22 protein-coding genes are annotated in these 20,457 nt (G+C 59.9%); 15 read left to right on the top strand and 7 right to left on the bottom strand.

Annotation, left to right across the window (positions count from 1 at the left end; genetic code table 11):
- Positions 1-92 precede the first annotated feature (92 nt).
- The 4 genes from uvrD to ACYZUC_RS20460 all read left to right on the top strand — a co-directional run bounded on the left by uvrD (position 93) and on the right by ACYZUC_RS20460 (position 4,470).
- Positions 93-2,276: a DNA helicase II gene (gene uvrD, locus ACYZUC_RS20475; RefSeq protein WP_223415547.1), complete on the top strand. Its 2,184-nt coding sequence runs from the start codon at positions 93-95 to the stop codon at positions 2,274-2,276.
- 157 nt (positions 2,277-2,433) lie between these two features.
- Positions 2,434-2,874: an EamA family transporter gene (locus ACYZUC_RS20470; RefSeq protein ID WP_007934436.1), complete on the top strand. Its 441-nt coding sequence runs from the start codon at positions 2,434-2,436 to the stop codon at positions 2,872-2,874.
- Positions 2,875-3,052: 178 nt separating this feature from the next.
- Positions 3,053-3,925 (top strand): Tim44 domain-containing protein, encoded by an 873-nt coding sequence (locus ACYZUC_RS20465; protein WP_461990005.1) that lies wholly within the window; start codon positions 3,053-3,055, stop codon positions 3,923-3,925.
- A gap of 137 nt (positions 3,926-4,062) precedes the next feature.
- On the top strand, positions 4,063-4,470 hold the full coding sequence (locus tag ACYZUC_RS20460; protein WP_461990003.1) for an SMI1/KNR4 family protein: 408 nt from the start codon (positions 4,063-4,065) through the stop codon (positions 4,468-4,470).
- Positions 4,471-4,491: 21 nt separating this feature from the next.
- Here the strand turns inward: ACYZUC_RS20460 and ACYZUC_RS20455 are convergent, their stop codons facing one another.
- A complete protein-coding gene (locus ACYZUC_RS20455; RefSeq protein WP_461990001.1) occupies positions 4,492-6,255 on the bottom strand; it encodes a cation:proton antiporter in 1,764 nt (587 codons plus the stop codon).
- Positions 6,256-6,456: 201 nt separating this feature from the next.
- On the opposite strand from ACYZUC_RS20455, the gene ACYZUC_RS20450 reads away from it, so the two are divergent.
- On the top strand, positions 6,457-6,939 hold the full coding sequence (locus ACYZUC_RS20450; protein ID WP_008027457.1) for an acyl-CoA thioesterase: 483 nt from the start codon (positions 6,457-6,459) through the stop codon (positions 6,937-6,939).
- A 145-nt stretch (positions 6,940-7,084) separates the two neighbouring features.
- Here ACYZUC_RS20450 and pdxY read toward each other — a convergent pair whose 3' ends face one another.
- Positions 7,085-7,957, bottom strand: coding sequence for a pyridoxal kinase PdxY (gene pdxY / locus ACYZUC_RS20445; protein ID WP_461989998.1), 873 nt, complete (start codon positions 7,955-7,957; stop codon positions 7,085-7,087).
- A gap of 120 nt (positions 7,958-8,077) precedes the next feature.
- Here pdxY and ACYZUC_RS20440 point away from each other — a divergent pair, with 120 nt between their 5' ends.
- Positions 8,078-8,491, top strand: coding sequence for a DUF3301 domain-containing protein (locus ACYZUC_RS20440; protein WP_008027461.1), 414 nt, complete (start codon positions 8,078-8,080; stop codon positions 8,489-8,491).
- Between the two features lie 84 nt (positions 8,492-8,575).
- On the opposite strand, the gene ACYZUC_RS20435 is transcribed toward ACYZUC_RS20440, so the two are convergent.
- Positions 8,576-9,541 (bottom strand): CobW family GTP-binding protein, encoded by a 966-nt coding sequence (locus ACYZUC_RS20435; RefSeq protein WP_461989997.1) that lies wholly within the window; start codon positions 9,539-9,541, stop codon positions 8,576-8,578.
- Between the two features lie 27 nt (positions 9,542-9,568).
- On the opposite strand from ACYZUC_RS20435, the gene ACYZUC_RS20430 reads away from it, so the two are divergent.
- A complete protein-coding gene (locus tag ACYZUC_RS20430) occupies positions 9,569-9,925 on the top strand; it encodes an NADH:ubiquinone oxidoreductase (RefSeq protein WP_461989995.1) in 357 nt (118 codons plus the stop codon).
- 4 nt (positions 9,926-9,929) lie between these two features.
- Here the strand turns inward: ACYZUC_RS20430 and ACYZUC_RS20425 are convergent, their stop codons facing one another.
- Both ACYZUC_RS20425 and zigA read right to left on the bottom strand, forming a co-directional pair.
- Complete coding sequence (locus tag ACYZUC_RS20425) at positions 9,930-10,580, bottom strand: DUF1826 domain-containing protein (protein ID WP_461989993.1); 651 nt, start codon at positions 10,578-10,580, stop codon at positions 9,930-9,932.
- Positions 10,580-11,788 (bottom strand): zinc metallochaperone GTPase ZigA, encoded by a 1,209-nt coding sequence (zigA, locus tag ACYZUC_RS20420; RefSeq protein ID WP_461989991.1) that lies wholly within the window; start codon positions 11,786-11,788, stop codon positions 10,580-10,582. Before zigA ends, ACYZUC_RS20425 begins: the two co-directional genes overlap by 1 nt.
- Before the next feature lie 144 nt (positions 11,789-11,932).
- On the opposite strand from zigA, the gene ACYZUC_RS20415 reads away from it, so the two are divergent.
- Positions 11,933-12,310 carry a glutamine synthetase gene (locus ACYZUC_RS20415; protein WP_461989990.1) on the top strand — a complete coding sequence of 126 codons (378 nt, stop codon included), beginning with the start codon at positions 11,933-11,935 and terminating at the stop codon, positions 12,308-12,310.
- On the opposite strand, the gene ACYZUC_RS20410 is transcribed toward ACYZUC_RS20415, so the two are convergent.
- Positions 12,307-13,503 carry an N-acetylmuramoyl-L-alanine amidase gene (locus ACYZUC_RS20410; RefSeq protein ID WP_461989988.1) on the bottom strand — a complete coding sequence of 399 codons (1,197 nt, stop codon included), beginning with the start codon at positions 13,501-13,503 and terminating at the stop codon, positions 12,307-12,309. The genes ACYZUC_RS20415 and ACYZUC_RS20410 overlap by 4 nt on opposite strands.
- A gap of 85 nt (positions 13,504-13,588) precedes the next feature.
- Here ACYZUC_RS20410 and folE2 point away from each other — a divergent pair, with 85 nt between their 5' ends.
- From folE2 to ACYZUC_RS20375, 7 genes are read left to right on the top strand one after another with little or no spacing between them, the layout of a single operon-like run.
- Complete coding sequence (gene folE2 / locus ACYZUC_RS20405) at positions 13,589-14,485, top strand: GTP cyclohydrolase FolE2 (RefSeq protein WP_461989986.1); 897 nt, start codon at positions 13,589-13,591, stop codon at positions 14,483-14,485.
- Positions 14,482-15,150, top strand: coding sequence for a metal ABC transporter ATP-binding protein (locus ACYZUC_RS20400; protein ID WP_461989984.1), 669 nt, complete (start codon positions 14,482-14,484; stop codon positions 15,148-15,150). Before folE2 ends, ACYZUC_RS20400 begins: the two co-directional genes overlap by 4 nt.
- The gene (locus tag ACYZUC_RS20395) at positions 15,150-16,016 is read left to right on the top strand and encodes a metal ABC transporter permease (protein ID WP_461989982.1); all 867 of its coding nucleotides are present in this window, start codon (positions 15,150-15,152) and stop codon (positions 16,014-16,016) included. Before ACYZUC_RS20400 ends, ACYZUC_RS20395 begins: the two co-directional genes overlap by 1 nt.
- Positions 16,017-16,027: 11 nt before the next feature.
- On the top strand, positions 16,028-16,903 hold the full coding sequence (locus ACYZUC_RS20390) for a metal ABC transporter substrate-binding protein (RefSeq protein WP_461989980.1): 876 nt from the start codon (positions 16,028-16,030) through the stop codon (positions 16,901-16,903).
- Complete coding sequence (locus ACYZUC_RS20385; protein ID WP_150630614.1) at positions 16,900-17,460, top strand: gamma carbonic anhydrase family protein; 561 nt, start codon at positions 16,900-16,902, stop codon at positions 17,458-17,460. The genes ACYZUC_RS20390 and ACYZUC_RS20385 overlap by 4 nt, the downstream gene beginning before the upstream one ends.
- A gap of 2 nt (positions 17,461-17,462) precedes the next feature.
- A complete protein-coding gene (locus ACYZUC_RS20380) occupies positions 17,463-18,800 on the top strand; it encodes a dihydroorotase (protein WP_461989978.1) in 1,338 nt (445 codons plus the stop codon).
- A 22-nt stretch (positions 18,801-18,822) separates the two neighbouring features.
- Positions 18,823-19,728 carry a His/Gly/Thr/Pro-type tRNA ligase C-terminal domain-containing protein gene (locus tag ACYZUC_RS20375; protein ID WP_461989976.1) on the top strand — a complete coding sequence of 302 codons (906 nt, stop codon included), beginning with the start codon at positions 18,823-18,825 and terminating at the stop codon, positions 19,726-19,728.
- A gap of 79 nt (positions 19,729-19,807) precedes the next feature.
- Here ACYZUC_RS20375 and ACYZUC_RS20370 read toward each other — a convergent pair whose 3' ends face one another.
- Complete coding sequence (locus ACYZUC_RS20370) at positions 19,808-20,329, bottom strand: DUF3617 domain-containing protein (protein WP_008027488.1); 522 nt, start codon at positions 20,327-20,329, stop codon at positions 19,808-19,810.
- Positions 20,330-20,457 lie beyond the last annotated feature (128 nt).

Below are 20,457 nucleotides of genomic sequence, written 5' to 3'. Positions count from 1 at the left end.
CCAGTGACCGACCGGTCGTCCTTCGCATATCTTTCATCGGCTAAAGCAAAGCGGGGTTTGCCCGGTGTGGCGCCGCCCCCTAGAATGCCCCGATGCGCGATGATCTCTCCCTTCTGCTGAACTCTCTCAACGATGCCCAACGCCAGGCCGTAGCTGCCTCCGTGGGTCGTCAGTTGGTCCTGGCCGGTGCTGGTTCCGGTAAAACCCGAGTGCTGGTGCACCGTATCGCCTGGTTGATCCAGGTCGAAAACGCCTCGCCCCACTCAATCCTGTCGGTGACCTTCACCAACAAGGCCGCTGCCGAGATGCGTCATCGCATCGAGCAGTTGATGGGTATTAACCCGGCCGGCATGTGGGTCGGCACTTTCCACGGTCTGGCGCACCGCTTGCTGCGGGCGCACTGGCAGGAAGCCGGCCTGAGCCAGACCTTCCAGATTCTCGACAGCGACGACCAGCAACGTCTGGTCAAACGCGTTATTCGCGAATTGGGTCTGGACGAGCAACGCTGGCCGGCCCGTCAGGCCCAGTGGTTCATCAACGGGCAGAAAGACGAAGGTCTGCGTCCGCAACACATTCAAGCCAGCGGCGACCTGTTCCTGGCGACCATGCGCAGCATTTATGAGGCCTACGAGGCCGCGTGCCTGCGCGCTGGCGTGATCGACTTCTCCGAATTGCTGCTGCGCGCCCTCGACTTGTGGCGCGATCACCCGGGTTTGCTGGCGCACTATCAGAAGCGCTTCCGGCACATTCTGGTGGACGAGTTCCAGGACACCAACGCCGTGCAGTACGCCTGGCTGCGACTGTTGGCCAAGGGCGGCGACAGCCTGATGGTGGTGGGCGACGACGATCAGTCGATCTACGGCTGGCGCGGCGCGAAAATCGAGAACATCTATCAGTACTCCGACGATTTCCCGGACGCCGAAACCATTCGTCTGGAGCAGAACTACCGCTCCACTGCCGGTATCCTCAAGGCAGCCAACGCCCTGATCGCCAACAACACCGGGCGTATGGGCAAAGAGCTGTGGACCGACGGCGGCGAAGGCGAAGCGATCAATCTGTACGCGGCGTTCAACGAACACGATGAAGCACGCTACGTGGTGGAAACCATCGAAAGCGCGCTGAAAACCGGCTTGGCTCGCAGCGATATCGCGATTTTGTACCGCTCCAACGCCCAATCGCGCGTTTTGGAAGAAGCCTTGCTGCGCGAGCGCATTCCCTACCGCATCTATGGCGGTCAGCGCTTCTTCGAGCGGGCCGAAATCAAGAACGCCATGGCTTACCTGCGCTTGCTGGAAGGTCGTGGCAACGATGCAGCGCTGGAGCGGGTGATCAACGTTCCGGCACGCGGCATCGGCGAGAAAACTGTTGAAGCGATTCGCGACCATGCGCGCCACAGCGATGTGTCGATGTGGGAAGCGATGCGCCTGCTGGTCGCCAATAAAGGCCTGACCGGTCGCGCAGCAGGTGCGCTTGGCGCGTTTATCGAGCTGATCGAGAACCTCGCCGCCAAGTGCATGGAAATGCCGCTGCACCTGATGACTCAGACCGTCATCGAGCAGTCCGGACTGATTGCCTATCACGAAGCGGAAAAAGGTGAAAAAGGCCAGGCTCGGGTAGAAAACCTTGAGGAACTGGTCAGCGCCGCACGCAACTTCGAGAACGCTGAAGAGGACGAGGACCTGACCCCACTGGCGGCGTTCCTCGGTCATGCGTCGCTGGAGGCGGGTGACACTCAGGCCGATGAGCACGAAGACAGCATTCAACTGATGACATTGCACAGCGCCAAAGGCCTGGAATTCCCTTACGTGTTCCTGGTGGGCATGGAAGAAGGCCTGTTCCCGCACAAGATGAGCCTGGAAGAGCCGGGTCGTCTTGAGGAAGAGCGTCGTTTGGCCTACGTCGGCATTACCCGGGCGATGCAGAACCTGGTGATGACCTATGCTGAAACCAGACGCCTGTATGGCAGCGAAACCTACAACAAGGTCTCGCGTTTCGTACGTGAAGTGCCGAAAGGCCTGATCCAGGAAGTGCGCCTGTCCAACAGTGTCAGCCGCCCGTTTGGCGGCGGTCAGCAACAGAGTTCCAGCAGCCTGTTTGGTGGCAGCGAGATTCCCGACACCGGGTTCAGCCTCGGTCAGACCGTACGGCATTCGGTGTTTGGCGATGGCGTGATCCTGAACTTCGAAGGTGCCGGCGCGCAGGCCCGGGTGCAGGTGAACTTCAGCGAAGGCAGCAAGTGGCTGATGTTGGGTTACGCCAAACTGGAAGCGGTCTAAGGGCTATCGGCTTTTCTGTAGGAGCGAGCCTGCTCGCGAATGAAGGCGCCGCGGTTTATCCGGAAAACCGTGGTGCGGCTATCGCGAGCAGGCTCGCTCCCACAGGGATTAGTTTTGATTTCCACCTCGGTAGGTTGATCTTATAAAGGCGCGAACCATGGGCTCAGGCTTCTTTTCTTCCTGGACATTCTGGGCCCTGATGTCGGCAGCTTTTGCCGCCATGACCGCGATCTTTGCCAAAATCGGCATCGAAAACGTCAACTCCGACTTCGCCACTTTGCTGCGCACCGTGGTGGTGTTGGTCAGCCTGGCCTTGATTTTGTACGCCACGGGCCAATATCAGTCATTAGGATCGATCTCGGCCAGGAGCTACTTGTTCCTGCTGCTGTCGGGACTGGCCACAGGCGCCTCGTGGATCTGCTACTTCCGCGCATTGAAACTGGGGCCGGCCTCGCTGGTCGCTCCGGTGGACAAACTCAGTGTGGTGCTGGTGGCGGTGCTCGGCGTGATCTTGCTGGGTGAAAAACTCGACCTGCGCCAATGGGGCGGAATCGGCCTGATCACGGCCGGTGTGGTCATGCTGGCGCTGCGACGCTAGGCGCCTTCCTACAGAGACTATCCATTCGTCCTACGGACCGAAGTTAACAGGCCTTATTGCCCTGACTGAAGCTGAACACGACCTGTCAGGCAAAAGCCCGAAACACTCTGCCGCTAGCCAGTAACACTTCAGCTGTGCAACATGGCGCGCGTGCCATCCACAAATGGGAATTCCCTTTATGAAACGTTTTCTTAGCATCGCCATGGCGTTGTGCATCGGCCTGACGATGAGCCTCGACGCCAACGCCAAGCGCTTTGGTGGCGGCAAGAGCTCCGGCGCTGCGCCGACTCACCAGACCAGCCAAATGGCTCCTTCTTCTGCTGCAGGTGGCGCTGCTGCCACTGCGGGCGCGGCCGGTGCCGCTGGCGCTGCCGCCAAGGCCGGCGGTGCTTCGCGCTGGCTCGGCCCTCTGGCCGGTATCGCGGCCGGTGGCCTGCTGGCTTCCATGTTCATGGGCGGCGGCTTCCAGGGCATGCAGATCTTCGACATCCTGATCATGGCGGTCATCGCCTTCCTGGTCTTCCGTTTCATCGCCGCTCGTCGTCGCAAGCAGCAGGAGCACCTGGCTCCGGCTGGCGCACCGATGCAGCGTGAAGTGTTCGAGCAGAAGCCAACCGCAATGGGTTCGATCTTCGGTGGTTCGGCCGCTCCGGCTGCCGCTCGTCCGGTCATCAACGCGCCAGCCTGGTTCAATGAAAAGAACTTCATTGAAGCGGCCCGCAACCACTTCCAGTCCCTGCAGCAACATTGGGACGCCAACGAAATGGACAAGATCGCCGAGTTCGTGACCCCGCAATTGCTTGAGTTCCTCAAGCGCGAACGTGCCGATCTGGGTGAAGGTTTCCAGTCCACCTACATTGATAACCTCAATGTTCAACTGGATGGCGTCGATGATCGCGCCGACAAGACCATTGCCACCCTGACCTTCAGCGGCGTGTCGAAAACCTCGCGTTTCGACCAGGGCGAAGTGTTCAGCGAAAGCTGGAACATGGAACGTCCACAGGGTGAAAACCAGCCTTGGCTGGTTGCCGGTATCCGCCAGAACGGCTGAACCGACCTGCGTTAAATGTGTCGCAACAAAAACCCCGGCCTCGGCCGGGGTTTTCTATTTCACGGTTGCATCTATAGCGAGCTACTGTATAAACCGCCCCAACTAAACCGCGCCATACAAGCAAGAGGATCCCGGACGTGGAAGAAATCATCGAACAACTGCGTGAAGCCAACGAACCGGTACCGGTCCCCTTGGAGCTGCCCGACGAAGACCTGCTGGTCGAAATCGAAGAACAACTGTTCATCGATATTCCGTTTGTTTTCAGAGAATTTTTGCTGACCGTCAGCGACGTGGTCTACGGCAGCCTGGAGCCGGTGACCGTCACCGACCCGCAATCCCACACCTACCTGCCGGACGTTGCCGCCAACGCCTGGGACGCCGGTGTCGATCGCAGCCTGATCCCGATCTGCCAGGACGGTGATGACTACTACTGCGTCGAAGAAGACGGCACTGTAGTGCTGTGGCAAGCCGAGGAAGAGCTGCTCGCCGAAGAAACCTGGGAATCGGTGTGGCACTGGGCACGAGACGTCTGGCTGGAAAGCTGAGCCGTCTGACGCGCCGAGTAGTCAATGCCCCGAAGATTCCTTGTGATTGTCCAGGGTTTCCAGCAAGGCCACCTGCATCCGCGTGTGCACGCGGATGAACCAGCGCCAGAGCAGCGCCGCCACGGCGGCCGCAACCACGACAATCAACACCAGCAACTTGTTGGTCGGCAGAATACTGGCCGACAAGGCTGCCAACAGCAGGAAGATCACCAACAGCGAAAGGATCGGGATCACCTCGGCGATCACCCGACGCACTCGCTGCGTGTGACGGCCGGCCATCTCTGGTTTCACGCCCATCTCCGCCAACAACATTGATAGCGCCTTGAGCTTGCGATAGGCGGCGATCAGGAACGGTAGCGACAACAGCAATGCCCCGCCCCAGATCAACGCCTTCTGCCAACTCGGGTCGCTGATCCAGTCCTGCAAATAAGCGGACATTCGTTCGGCAAAGAAAGCGCCTGAGAAGAAGATCGCAATCACCAGCGCCAGATTGACCCCCACCTGCAACAGAATCCGCCGGATCATCGACGCCAGTAGCGCGCCCTCGCCTTGAGGCTGGATGCTGCGCAGCCATTCGCCATACATCCCCAATACGCGGCCCAACCGCTGCGGCATCACGCCTGCCAGTTTGATCGACAGCGGATCAGCGGCGCGGATCAGATAAGGCGTCAGCAGCGTGGTGATCACCGACACCGCCACGGCGACCGGGTAGAGGAAGTTGCTGGTGACCTGCAGGGTCATCCCCAGTGCCGCGATGATGAAAGAAAATTCTCCAATCTGCGAAAGACCCATCCCCACGCGCAGTGAAGTGCGTCCGTCATTGCCGGCGATAAAGGCACCGAGGCCACAGGACAGCATTTTGCCGAGCACCACAGCGACGGTGATGACTGCGATTGGCCAGGCGTATTGCAGCAGGATCATCGGGTCGAGCATCAGCCCGATGGCGACGAAAAAGATCGCACTGAACAGGTCGCGAACCGGCTCGATCAATCGCTCGATCTTCAGCAATTGCCGCGACTCGGCCATGATCGCGCCAATCAGGAACGCGCCGAGCACCATGCTGTATTCGAGCTTGACCACCAACAGGCAGAAGCCGAAACACAGGCCCAGCACGGTGATCAGGAGCATCTCGTTGCTTTCGAATTTGGCCACGTAGGCCAGCAATCGCGGCACCAGCAGAATCCCGATCACCAGCGCGACGATCATGAACAGCGACAGTTTGCCAACCGTGGAAAACACTTCACCGGAGCTGACCGTGCCGCTGACCGCGATGCTCGACAGCAAGGCAATGATGCCAATGCCGAGAATGTCCTCGACGATCAGTACGCCGAAAATCAGCTGCGCGAAACGCTCGTTTTTCATCTTCAGGTCATTGAGTGCCTTGACGATGATGGTGGTCGATGAGATGGCCAGGATCGCGCCGAGGAACAGCGAGTCCATGGTGTTCCAGTCGAACCAGCGGCCGATTTCGTAGCCGATCCAGATCATCAGCACGATTTCCAGGAACGCCGCGATAAACGCCGTGGCGCCGACCTTGAACAGTTTGCGCAGGCTGAACTCCAGGCCGAGGCAGAACATCAGGAAAATCACCCCGAGTTCGGCGAGGGTCTTGATGGTTTCTTCGTCGTGGATCAGGCCAAAGGGTGGCGTGTGCGGGCCGATGATGAACCCGGCGACGATGTAGCCGAGGACGACCGGTTGTTTGAGGCGGTGAAACAGTACGGTCACCACGCCTGCGACCAGCATGATCACTGCCAGATCCTGAATAAAACTGATGGCATGCATGGTGTGGGGCTCCTTAAGGCCGACTTTCGGAGGTTAACACCGCGACTTCCGCCAGAAAGGCGGTGCAATATATGGAAACAGATCGATCCGGCGTGACGGCGATCACCCGCCCGGCGTCCCGATAACTGTGGTTTGAAAAAACCGAACAGGCACCCGCAGAGGTGCACTCCTCCGAAACCTGCCTTGAACCGTGAGAACGCTATGGAACCCGGAAACGCCCAGCTGTCGATGACGGTACTGATGACTCCCGACATGGCCAACTTCTCTGGCAATGTCCACGGCGGTACCTTGCTCAAGTACCTGGACGAAGTGGCCTACGCCTGCGCCAGCCGCTATGCCGGCCGCTACGTGGTGACCCTGTCGGTGGATCAGGTGATTTTTCGCGAGCCGATCCATGTCGGCGAACTGGTGACCTTTCTGGCGTCGGTCAACTACACCGGCAACACCTCCATGGAGGTCGGCATCAAGGTGGTGACCGAAAACATCCGCGAGCGCTCGGTGCGCCACACCAACAGCTGCTTCTTCACCATGGTCGCGGTGGATGATGACCGTAAACCGGCTGCCGTGCCGCCGCTGCAACCGCAGAACAGCGAAGACAAACGCCGCTACATGCAGGCCCAGCAGCGTCGGCAGATTCGTCAGGAGCTGGAAAAGCGCTATCAGGAGATCAAGGGCGACGCCTGATACGTTTGGCCGTTAAATCGCATTCGCGGGCAAGTCGGATCGCCGCACCGCTCGCTCCTACAAGTCAGCGTCGTTTACACATTTTGTGTACGGCTCAAACTTGTAGGAGCGAGCGGTGCGGCGATCCGACTTGCCCGCGAAGCTTTTAAAGGCTGATCGCGGTCGCCTCAAACCGCACGCGCGGATGCGCAATCCGGTCCTGCGCCCGCACCAGCTCCAACTCGTAACTGGCGCACGCCTGGGTCTCCAGCAGCACTTCATGCACCGCCGATGCAGCAAATTCGAACGCCGCCACCAGGCTGTCTCCCAGCAGTACACGCGCCAGAAACAGGCCGGATGTCAGGTCGCCAACGCCCACCGGCTGACGCGGAAACGCCAGCATTGGACGTCGCAGGTGCCAGCTGCCTTCGTTCGTCACCAGCAACATCTCGAACGCATCCTCAGGTTTACCGGGATAGGCCAGATGCTTGACCAGCACCGCCTGCGGACCGCGCGCCAGCAACGCTTTCGCCATGGCCAGGCAATCGAACAGCGACTGCGGCTTGCGGCCCGAGAAGCTGTCCAGCTCCAGTTGGTTCGGGCACATGAAGTCCGCCATGGCTGCCGCTTCTTCCAGCAGAAAATCGCTGACTTCGGCCGGCACACTGCACCCCTTCTCTGGATGGCCCATCACCGGGTCGCACAGATACAGCGCCTTGGGATTCATCGACTTGATCCGCGCCACGCCCGTCAGGATCGCCCGGCCCTGGGCTGCACTGCCGAGGTAACCGGACAACACCGCATCACAATTGCCCAGTTCGCCAATCGCTGCGATGCCTTCGACCAATTCTGGAATCTGCTGCGGCGCCAGCACCTCGCCCGCCCACTGCCCGTACTGGGTGTGGTTGGAGAACTGCACCGTATTGAGCGGCCAGACATTCACCCCGACCCGCTGCATCGGGAAAACCGCGGCGCTGTTGCCAGCGTGGCCGAACACCACGTGGGACTGAATGGCGAGCAGATGGGGCGTACGTTTCATGCGGTGAGTTTTCCGTAAACCGATTGAAATTCAAGCCGCGCAGTATGCGACTAAACGCAGCCTGTACGACAGACCGGCGACGCAGTTAAGCTGACACTATCTAGTTGGAGCACCCTGTTGATGCTGACCCTCGGAAATATCTTCGTGTTGATGCTGCTCGCCACCGGCGGCGCGTGGCTGTGGCACAACCATGGCTTGCGCGAGCGCGCGCTGGAGCGGGTCAAGCTGCATTGCGTCAAGCTCGGGATCGAGTTGCTGGACGGCAACGTGGCGCTGAAAAAAATCGCCTTCATCAAGGATGCCAACGGGCGGCGACGCTTGGCCCGCGTGTATAACTTCGAGTTCACGGTGACTGGCGAAACTCGCCACAACGGCACCATCACCCAGTTCGGCGCCCACAGCGCGCAGATCGAACTGGCGCCCTACCCGATGCCGTTCGACGACACGCCTCCGGTGGTCGACGTGGCGAAGCCTCGCGCTGAAGTGATTGAGCTTAGTCAGTGGCGGCAAGAACACACAAAATGGCGTCCATAAATCATAAGATCGCAGCCTGCGGCAGCTCCTACAGGACTTCGCATTCCCATGTAGGAGCTGCCGCAGGCTGCGATCTTTTGATCTTTAATTCGACCGGCAGTCGGCCAAACCTCTTTGCAGCAACTCAATATCCTGCGGCTCAGTAAAAATCAGCTCGATCCGTGAATCCCGACGCCACTCGCTGGGCTGCCAATCCAGCGTCGAGTTATCCAGGGCATTCGCTGAAACCCAGCCGTCGCTGCTGTGGATAACCAGCTTCGCCCGCCGCCAGGCAAGGCTTTCAAGCCATCGGCCAACACGCGCGGAATCGAATGTCTGGTTCGGATGCCAGCGCCAGCCAATGCTCCAGCCACCCTCCTGCTCCTGACTCAAGCAAATCGGCACCTCGGGATCAGTCCAGACGGCCGGCATCTGCGCCATTCCTTTGGGTTGGACGAAGTTATCCACACCCGCCACAGCCTTCGCCTCCAGGCCGGGCAACTCGCTCAATGGCAACATGGCCTGCTGCGTCCAGTACACGCGACGCGCCGGCAACTGCGCAACGACTCGCTGACGATCGCCTGTGTCGAGGTTTTCCGACTTGTTCAGCAGCAACAACCCGGCGCTGCCCAACGCCTCCTGCTGCGTCACAGGCAGCGGTTTGCCGGCCGCCAGCGCTTGGGCATCCAGCACCAGCACGCTGGGCTGAACGGCCAGCACACCCAACCACGGTGCCTCTTGCAATTGCCTGAGCAACTGCGCCGGATGGCCCAGCCCGGACGGCTCGATAAACAACCGATCCGGCCGCGCCTTGCGCAGCAAGCGTCCGAGGCCAATCTGAAATGGCGCACCATTGACGCAACACAAACACCCCCCGGCCACTTCACCCAGTGCGATACCATCGGCGTCCAGGGTCAGTAACGCAGCGTCGAGGCCGATCTGGCCGAACTCGTTGATCAACACCGCCCAGCGCTCGTTCGCCGGCCGCTGCGCCAACAGATGCTTGATCAAACTGGTCTTGCCTGCGCCCAAGGGGCCGGCAATGACGTGCGTGGGAATGTTCTGCAACATGGTCGGTGTTTTCTGAGGAGGTAAAGGATGCGGTTGATTGGCTGGACGTTGCTTCTGGCGCTGGTTTGCGGCGAGGCGCTGGCCCAGGCCTGCGTGGTACATAGCACGGCTGAGCGACTCGACGTGAAAGTCTGCCAGCAGAACCGCAACATCCCGGAAAAGCTCTTCGCCGACGGGTTCTGCCAGCCCAGCCTTCCTGGCCAGAAAGTCGACGTGCAATACGTCGACCAATGCCCCGGCGGTGCATTCGGTGTGTGCAGCAATGCCCAAGTCGCCAATATGCCTTACCGGCAGGATATTCACTATTACGGCGTGGCCACCGACGCGGCGTACCTGAAGCCGTTTTGCGAAGGCCAGAGCCAGGGCAACTGGCTCAAACCTTGATTCGCTAACCCAACCAGTCGAGGGTCAGGATCAAACGGCGCTCGCCCGGCGCGAGTTGCGGCGAGCGGTGGATCAGGCCAAAGCCTTCGTTGCCATGCCATTTCTCGCCCTTGAGTAAAGCCACGTATCCGCTGCCGATGTGCTGGATCAGCGAATCATCCGTGGGTTCGGCTTCGGGTTTGCTCAATTGGCGGCGATCCATCGCCCCTTCCTTCAGCCATTCGCTGCCGATTCCGGCGTACGTGGTGATCAAGCGCACGGGCACATGATCGACGTGAAAACGCGGGCACATGGCCTTGTCCAGAACCCGTAGACGCACGCCGATGCGCTTGGCGCCCAACAGACAGGCGAACGCGCTGACCAACCAGGAAACGTCGGCGATAAAGCCTTCATAGCCCTCAAGATCGTTGAAGCCCGAGGCCAGCCCTTGCAGATTGGGCTCGGTGTCGTCACCGGGCATTTCCAAAACCAGCGACTCGGCCAATGGCTCGTTCAGGGACAGCAACAAACGGCCGAAATCGGCGATGTGCACCGGGAGTCGGCGCTGCCAAATGGCGAGGTTCACGCCATCGTCCAGAATCCGTGCGAGGGCTTGCGGCGTCTCACCCTGAACCTGGCAAATGACCGGTCGTAACTTCAAGGTCGGCGCCAGCATCACGCGGCTTCCTCTTCATGCCAAGGGCCGAACGGATCGGGCAACAATCGCCAGCCCTCGACGCCGGACGCCATTTCTTCATCACTCAGCAGGCAGTCGTCGAGTTCCGCAGTGAGTAAGTTGAAGTCGATGTTCTGGCCAATGAACACCAGTTCCTGCCGGCAATCGCCAGTGGCGGCGGTCCAGTTTTCCATGATCCCGGCGGTGCTTTCTTCGTCCTGCGGCCATTGGGTTTTCGGCACGAAACGCCACCAGCGTCCGGCAAAACCGTGGCGCATCAAACCGCCCGCCTGAGACCAACTGCCCGCGTCCATGGGTTTACTCGCCAGCCAGAAAAAACCTTTCGAGCGCAGCAGTTTGCCATTCACCCACGGACGGTCGATGAAGCTGAAAAAGCGCTGTGGATGAAACGGTCTGCGTGCTCGATACGCCGTGGAAGCGATGCCGTACTCCTCGGTTTCCGGTACGTGTTCGCCGCGAAGTTCCTGCAACCAGCCTGGCGCCTGCGCCGCTTTTTCAAAGTCGAAACGACCGGTATTGAGGATCTTTTTCAGCGGGATTTCGCCCATGACCATCGGGATGATTTCGGCTTGCGAGTTCAATCGCTCGAGGATCGCGATCAGCTCCTGGCGCTCGCGGCTGCTGATCAAATCGATCTTGCTGATCAGGATCACGTCGGCGAATTCGATCTGCTCGATCAACAGGTCGGTGATCGAGCGCTCGTCCTCTTCGCCAAGGGTTTCGCCACGAGAGGCGAGGCTTTCGGCGGCCTGATAATCGAGCAGGAAGTTCATGCCATCGACCACAGTGACCATGGTGTCGAGCCGCGCGATGTCGGCCAGGCTTTGCCCTTCTTCGTCGCGGAAGGTGAAGGTTTCCGCCACGGGAAGAGGTTCGGAAATGCCGGTGGATTCGATCAACAAGTAATCGAAGCGGCCGTCCTTGGCGAGTTTGCTGACTTCCTCGAGCAGGTCTTCACGCAAGGTGCAGCAGATGCAGCCGTTGCTCATTTCCACGAGTTTTTCTTCGGCGCGGTTCAGGGTGACATCACGCTGAACTTCGCTGCCATCGATGTTGATTTCGCTCATGTCGTTGACGATCACGGCGACTCGCAGGTTGTCGCGGTTACGCAGCACGTAGTTGAGCAGCGTGCTTTTGCCGGCGCCGAGAAAGCCCGACAAAACGGTCACGGGGAGACGATTGGGCATCAGGTAATCCTCACAGGAGATGCCCGGTCGCAGTGTCGGGCTTAATTCAATGTTATAGTATAACAATACAATTAAACCACTCCCCTCTTGCCGGCAGTGACAAAGGGCAGGATGCTGGAGCCCGTTCACCCCGTGAGAAACCCCATGCGCACTGCCTTGAAATTAACGCTGATGAGCGTTTCGCTGCTGCTCGCCGTAGACGCCTGGGCACAAATCCCGAGCCTGGCCAAATGCACCCGCAGCGCCAACCTGCTGGCCTGCGTGGATGCCGACGGCAACGCTTACAGCGTCAACACCGTCGGCAGCACGATCTACTTGCGAGGCTTCGAACGGGCGGGCAAGCGCTATTGGGCGCAAACCAACAGTCGCTATGGGCAACTGACATTCTTCACTGGGATCGCTTCCGACGGCGAAGCCTGGGTGGGCTACAACCGTCGGGTTGGCTGGACCACCATCAACCGGTTTTCCAGTTCCGGTGGCAGCAGTGCCAGGTTCACTTGCAGCCGGATCACCGGCTGCTAGGCCTGCGCTTTTTGCTGTTCCTGCTGCCAGGCGATGTAACTGTTGACCGGCGGATTCTTCTGGAAGTAGCGCTGTAATCCTTCGAACAATCCGTCAGCCACGGCCTGCTGATGCCGCGCCGTGACCAGCCGCTGACTGTCGCGAGCGTTGGAAATGAAGCCGGTTTCCACCAGGATCGAAGGCACGTCCGGCGATTTCAGCACAGCAAATCCTGCCTGCTCCACGCGCTTCTGATGCAACGTGGTGATGCTCGCCAGACTGCCGAGCACCGTGTTGCCCAACTGCAAACTCGCAGCGAGGGTGGCGTTCATCGACATGTCGAGAATCACCCCGGCCAGCATCGGGTCCTTGTCCTTGAGATTGAGCAGGCTGGTGGCGCCCAGCAGGTCCGCGCCGTTCTCTCGCTGCGCCATGAAGCGCGCCGTGGCCGACGTCGCTCCGCCCTCAGACAAGCAATACACCGAGGCACCAGAAGCCGTGAGACGCGGCGCCGCATCGGCATGCACCGAGATGAACATGTCGGCGTTGTGTTTGCGGGCGATCTCCACGCGCTTGCGCAGCGGGACGAAGAAGTCGTCGTTGCGCACCAGTTTCACGTCGAAGCCTTTCTCGCGTTTCAGCCGTTTGGCCAGCAGCTGAGCAATGGATAGCACCACGTCTTTCTCACGCTCACCTTTGGCGCCGACTGCGCCCGGGTCTTTGCCGCCATGGCCGGGGTCGACCACCACGATGATGTCTCGTTTCGGGTGAGCCTTGTCGATGGCTGCCACGGGCGCTGCGGCGATTTGCAAAGGTGCTGCGGTCTTCAGATCAAGCACCAGCCGATGCCCCTGCCCGTCCTGCGGCGGCAGCAGAAAGCTGTTGAGCTGCACCGGGCCGCTGAGGTCGAGGACGATCCGCGTATCGCCCTGACCAAAGTGCCCGGACCGGATCGAGCGAATCACCGTGTCACCGAGCACCAACTGACTGAAGTCGTCACTGAAGTTGGCGCCACTCAGGTCAATGATCAGCCGCTCAGGCGCGCTCAGTGAAAAGGTTTTGTACTGCACCGGCCCGCTCAGATCGAACACCAGGCGCAGCTTGTCGTCCGAGCGCCAGAGCCGCGCGTTGCGAATTTGCGTGGCGCCAACACCGAAGGGCAATGCAAAGGCCGCGCTGGCCAGGATCAGGTTGAGCAAGTGACGTCTGTGCATGGTGAAAGCCGCTCGTGAAAAAGGCGTAGTCGATTTTAATGTAATAACATAACATGTCGAACCGACTTCCACGATGGACCTGCTCATGAATGCGCTGACTCTGCCGGATATCGCCGCGCAGGCCTCACGCCAAGCCCTGCCACTTGAATGGGTGGGCATGTGCGGCATTGCTCTTCCAGTTTTATTCGATGGCCAACGATTGAGCGCGAAGGCCGATGCGGGCGTGAGCCTCGATGATGGAGAAGCGCGCGGCATTCATATGTCACGGCTGTACCTGGCGCTGGAAATGCTCGAACAGGAACGCCTGACGCCCGCCCTGTTACGGCGTGTCTTGCAGCGATTTCTAGATACCCATGAAGGTCTGTCCAACAGCGCTTACCTGAACATTCATGCAGATCTACTGCTCAAACGGCCAGCACTGATCAGTCCATTGTCCGGTTGGAAATCCTATCCAGTCAGCATCAATGCACGTTTGAAAAACGCGATGTTCCACGTGGAACTAAATATCGACATCCCTTATTCCTCAACTTGTCCCTGTTCAGCTGCACTGGCGCGGCAGTTGATTCAGCAGCAATTTGTCGACGACTTTGCCAACCAGCCACTGCAACACGCCGATGTTTTGGCTTGGCTCGGCACCACAAAAGGCATCGTTGCCACGCCTCACAGCCAACGCAGCAATGCGCAGCTAAGGCTGCGTCTCGATGATTATCTCGATGATCTGCCACTGATTGCACTGATCAACGACGCCGAAGCCGCCCTCGGCACCGCCGTGCAAACCGCGGTAAAGCGTGCCGACGAACAAGCCTTCGCGCTGGCCAATGGTCAAAACCTGATGTTCTGTGAAGACGCCGCTCGCCGTTTGAATCTGGCGTTGAAGCGCTCCCCCGGCATCAATGCCTTCCACTTGAAAGTCGTCCACGCAGAGAGCCTGCACGCCCACGACGCCGTCGCCGAAAGCCGATGGAATTGGGAGGACGCATGATTCGCTGCGAGGCCTTGCGCTGGGGCGCACCGGGCCAACCGCTCACGCCGCCGGTAGATTTCGAACTGAACCAAGGCAGCCTGACCGCAGTGATCGGTGCTAACGGCTCAGGCAAAAGCAGCCTGCTGAAAGTCATCGCCGGCCTGCAAAAACCACTGACCGGCAAAGTGATCCTGGATGTTCCACGCAAAGGCTCACTCTCATTCCTTCCCCAGCAACAGCACCTCGACCGGCAATTCCCGATCAGTCTGCAAGAGTTGGTCGCTGCGGGTTTCTGGGGCAGCAAGCTATCCCCTGAAGTCCGAAGCCAACGCCTTAAAGCTGTGTTGGAAAACTGGTGCCTGACCGGTCTGGAACAGCGCCCATTGATGGCCCTCTCCGGCGGCGAATTGCAGCGCGCCCTGCTCGCCCGATTGAGCCTCGCCGAAGCCCCCTTGTTGTTGCTCGACGAACCTCACGCAGCCCTCGACGAACTCGGCCAATCACTGCTGTGGAAAAACATCCACGCCTGGCACGCCGAAGGTCGAACCCTGGTGGTCGTGTGTCATGACCTCGCCGCCGTGCGCCAACACATTCCTCAAACGCTGCTGATCAAAAGCAGTGGCTGCGTCCTCGGCTCAAGCACCGAGCTTATCCGCCAACAACCACAGACGCAGGTGGCCTGATGCTCGCCGCTGCTCAACTTTGGCAACCGTTCCACGAGTTCGTGTTCATGCGCCGGGCACTGCTCGGTGGATTGGTGTTGGCCTGCAGCACGGCTCCGCTCGGCGTATTTCTGATCCTGCGACGCATGAGTCTGATCGGCGACGCGGTCGCTCACGGCATCCTGCCCGGTGCCGCGCTCGGCTTCTGGTTTGCCGGGCTGAGCCTTCCGGCGCTGACCTTAGGAGGCCTCGGTGCGGGCTTGAGCATGGCCGGGATCGCGGCATGGATCACTCGCCGCACCGGCCTGCGAGAAGATGCGAGCCTCGCTGCGATCTACCCCATCTCCCTCGCCAGCGGCGTGCTGATCCTCGGCATCGCCGGCAAACGCCTGGACCTGCTGCACCTGCTGTTTGGCTCGGCGTTGGCGGTCGACGGCCCGACGTTGACCGGCATGTTGTGGGTCTCAGGGCTCAGCCTTATCGCCATGGCGCTCATCTACAAACCGTTGTTGCTGGACACCCTCGACCCACTGTTTCTGCAAACCGTCAGCCGTCTCGGTCCACTGGCGCACGGCGTATTCCTGACATTGGTGGTGCTGAATCTGGTGATCGGATTTCAAGCCATTGGTGCGTTGATGGTCGTCGGTCTGATGATGTTGCCCGCCGCCGCGTCGCGTTTCTGGAGCCGACGCTTGCCCGTATTGATGGCCATCGCCGGGCTGCTCGGCTGCCTCTCGGTGTGGCTCGGCTTGTTGCTGTCGTTCTACTACTCGCTGCCCAGCGGCCCGGCGATCGTGCTGGTGGCTGGCGGCGGGTATCTGCTGTCCGTGGTGTTCGGACCGGTGCACGGCTTGCTGCGCCGCCCGCCCTTGCTCACATCCCAATGAGGTGTTTCCCGATGCGCGCTTTACTCGTGCTGTTCAGTTTGATGCTGTCGATGTCGTTGTCTGCGGCGGAAAAACTGCAGGTGGTCACCAGCTTCAGCATCCTCGCCGACATGACCCATCAGGTCGGTGGCGAGCACATCCAGATCACCAACATGGTCGGCCCCGACGCCGATGCTCACACCTATGAGCCGACCCCGGACGATGCAAAGGCATTGCTCAAGGCCGGACTCATCATCAAAAACGGCTTGGGTTTCGAGCCGTGGCTGGACCGCCTGGTGACCAGCACCGAGACCAAAGCCCCGGTCATCAGCGCGAGCCATGGCGTCATCCCTCGCTCGCTGGATGAAGATGGCGAGACCGTCCCCGACCCTCACGCCTGGCACAACCTGGCGAACACCGAGCTGTACATCAGCAACATTACCAAGGCACTGATCGCCGCCGACCCGGCGAACAAAGCCGACTATGTTCGCAACAGCCAGGCCTACCTGAAACAGATCTACGCGCTGCTCGCCGAAGCCAAAGCCAAGCTCGGTTCGCTGCCACCGGGCAACCGCAAGATCGTCACGTCCCACGATGCATTCGGTTATCTGGGTCAGGCCTATGGCATCGACTTCATGGCGCCACAAGGTCTGTCCACCGAGCGCGAACCTTCGGCCGCCGAAGTCTCCGCGCTGATCACCCAGATTCGCCAGGCCAAGGTCAAAGCGGTATTCATGGAGAACATCAAGGACGCCCGCCTGCTCAAGCAGATTGCCGATGAAAGCGGCGCGCACATCGGTGGCACGCTGTACTCCGATGCGCTCGCCGCCACCGGTCCGGCGAGCACCTTTACCGGGTTGTTCGAGTACAACCTCAACACCTTGTACGAGGCTTTGAGCAAGCCATGATCCGCAAGAATCCCTCAGGTGATTTGCCGCTGATTGCGGAGTCCGCCTACGTTGATAAGACCGCGATCATCTGCGGCAAAGTGGTGATCGGCGAGAACGTTTTCGTCGGCCCCTACGCGGTGATTCGCGCGGACGAAGTCGACGCCTCGGGCGAGATGGAGCCGATCACCATCGGCGCCAACTCGAACATCCAGGACGGCGTGGTGATCCACTCCAAGTCCGGTGCGGCGGTGACGATCGGCGAGTTCAGCTCGATCGCCCACCGCTCCATCGTTCATGGTCCGTGCTCCGTGGGCGACCGGGTGTTCATCGGGTTCAACAGTGTGCTGTTCAACTGCGCCGTCGGTGATGGCTGCGTGGTGCGGCACAACTCAGTGGTCGACGGTCGCGACTTGCCTGCCGACTTCTACGTGCCCTCCACCACCCGCATCGGCCCCAATACCGACCTGTCGCAATTCCCGCCGGTGAGCGTCAGCGCCTCGGAGTTTTCCGAAGACGTGGCGCGTACCAACGTCGATCTGGTGCGTGGCTACAAAGCCCTGCAAAACGAGTTCTGACCATGAACAACGTGCTGATTCGCAATGCCCGGCTGGTGAATGAAGGACGTGTGTTTGACGCTGATCTGTTGGTCAGCCATGGTCGCATCGTCAAGATCGCGAGCAGCATCGAAGGGGAAAATGCCGCCGTCGAAATCGATGCAGAAGGCCAGTGGTTGATGCCTGGAATGATCGATGATCAGGTGCACTTCCGCGACCCCGGTTCGCCCGACAAGGGCAGTTTCTACACTGAATCGAGAGCCGCAGTGGCCGGCGGCATCACCAGCTTCATGGACATGCCCAACACAAATCCGTCGACCCTGACGCTGGCAGCATTGGCCGACAAGAAGCGCCGCGCAGCGATCAATTCTGTAGCCAACTACGGCTTTCACTTCGGCGTGAGCAACGACAATCTCGACACCGTCGCGGCACTCAATCCTTGCGAAGTGTCCGGCGTAAAAGTGTTCATGGGCGCGTCCACGGGCAACATGCTGGTAGACGATCCCGAGGTTCTGGATCGGTTATTCGCCGAGGTGCCGACGATTCTGTTGGCCCACTGCGAACACACGCCGAGCATCGACGCCAATGCAGTGAACCTGCGAGAGCTGTTCGGCGAACACATTCCCGCCTCGGCCCATCCGCTGATCCGCAATGCCGAGGCCTGCTTCCGTTCGTCCTCGATGGCCGTGGATCTGGCCAAGCGGCATGGCACCCGGCTTCACGTGTTGCACCTGACCACCGCCCGCGAACTGGCGTTGTTCGAAGACAAGCCACTGACACAAAAACGCATTACCGCCGAAGTCTGTCTGCACCACCTGCTCTTCGACGATCGCGACTACGCAACCCTCGGCAACTTGATCAAATGCAACCCGGCGATCAAGACTCAGACCGACCGAGACACCTTGCGCCGAGCCTTGATGAGTGATCGACTGGACGTCATCGGCAGCGACCACGCGCCTCACACCTGGGACGAAAAGCAACGTCCCTACTGCCAGGCACCGTCCGGCTTGCCATTGGTGCAACACGCCCTGCCCGCCTTGCTGGAGTTGGTGGCGGATGACGTTCTACCGATCACCACCCTTGTGGCCAAGACCAGTCACCGTGTCGCAGATCTGTTTGCCATTCCCGACCGAGGCTATTTGCGCGAAGGGTATTGGGCCGACCTGGTGCTGATCAAACCCGAACCTGGTGGCGTTGCCGTCTCCCAACAGCCGATCCTGTCTCAATGCGGCTGGACGCCCTTCGCGCAACGGCGCTTTCGCCACAGCGTGAGAACAACGCTGGTATCGGGGCAAATTGCCTGGCACGACAAACGTCTTAATGACAGCTGCCAGGGTTTACCGCTACGGTTTATGCGCTAGCGCAGCACTCGAGAGCACCGACATGATCCACATCACTCTGAGCGATGGTTCATTGCGTGAATACGACCAACCGTTGTCGGTGTACGAGTTCGCCGCGAGCATTGGTCCCGGGCTTGCCAAAGCAGCCGTCGCCGGCCGGGTGGACGGCGTATTGGTGGACTGTCAGTTCTTGATCGAAGCCGATGCCCGGGTCAGCATCGTCACGCCTCAAGAGCCCGATGGCCTGGAGATACTGCGCCGCTCCTGCGCATTGATGCTGGCGATGGCCGTGAAACAGCTCTATCCAAAAGCGCAATTGCAGACCGGATCGGCGCTGGGTGACGGGTTCTATTATGAGTTTTCCTTTGAACGGCCGTTAAACCTGGTCGACCTTGCGGGCATCGAAGCGCGCATGAAGACCCTGGCGGCGACCAATCATTCGATCCGCCGGCGCGAGCCGTCACCGCGTTCCAAGTACATGGAAAAACTTGCGACCTACCTGCTCGGGGACTTCGAATGTGTGTCGATGGGCCCGCATGCTCCGGCAACCAGAGTGTTGCAGGCATTCGCGCTCGATCACATCAGCGGCCTTTCGCCACAGCGGATCTATGGCACGTGCTGGTCTTGCCAGGAGGAACTGGACGACTGGCGGGCACCACCGCACGTGATGGTCGTGAGCATGGATGATCGCCAATCGGATTACGCACAGTGGGTGACCGAAGCCTTGCGCCGAAGCGGCGTACGCGCCCGTGCGGACCTGCGCAACGAGAAGGTCCGCCACAAGATTCGCGAACACAGCCAGCAAGTGCCGTATCTGGTGGTGATCGGGGAGAAAGAAAAAGAAGGCGGGTTTGTCAGCGTGCGCAGTCACACCGGAGAGGATTTTGGCCGGATGGCCATTGAGGCGGTGTGTGATTGGCTGAGATCAACGGGGATTGCGGGTGTCTGAATTGACGCCTTCGCGGGCAAGCCTCGCTCCTACAGGGACGATGTAAATCCTGTAGGAGCGAGGCTTGCCCGCGAAGCTCTTAGGCTCTTGGTTTAACAGTCCCGCAATCCTGCCCCAACCACACCGCGCGAGTATCAAGGCTACCCTTCTGCTGAATGCCGGTAGCATTGAAAGTGCCATTCACCTTGGTGGTGAACTCACGATCACTGAGGAATGTGGCCACACCCGCACCCTGCGCTTTCGGGCAGCTGAAGCGGAATTTCCACTGGTTACCGGTGCGCTCGGTGATTTCCTGCTTGCAGCCCGATTGCGGATCCGTCAGCGGAATGTTGTCAGTCTTCACTTGCTCCGGCGTCAGGCAAGCCCGGATCCCCTTGCCGCCCATGGTGATGCCCTGCTTCTCCAGCTGCGCGCGCTGTTCAGGCGTCATCTGGCTCTGTATCTGGCCAAGGATCAGTTGCAGATCCGGCAGGTTCTGGTCATCGACTTTCATGTTGCTCGAGGTCAATTCCCACAAACCCGGCTGCAGCATCTGCGCCTGAGCGGCCACCGGAAGTGCTAAACCTAAAGCTACGGCCAAACCCAGCAGACGAACGTTCATTGAGTAACTCCTGATCGATAGTGGCCGTTAGACGTCAGCCACGAGCTTCGGTTCATGGGCCAATTAAATAGCGACATTCTGCACGGAACATGGTCTGTTAAGCACTGAATCTTCAGGAGCAAGGCTGC

The organism is Pseudomonas sp. GT1P32 (assembly GCF_054897805.1).
Note: the sequence above shows the minus strand (reverse complement) of the source record. Positions and strands in the feature narration are given on the sequence as shown.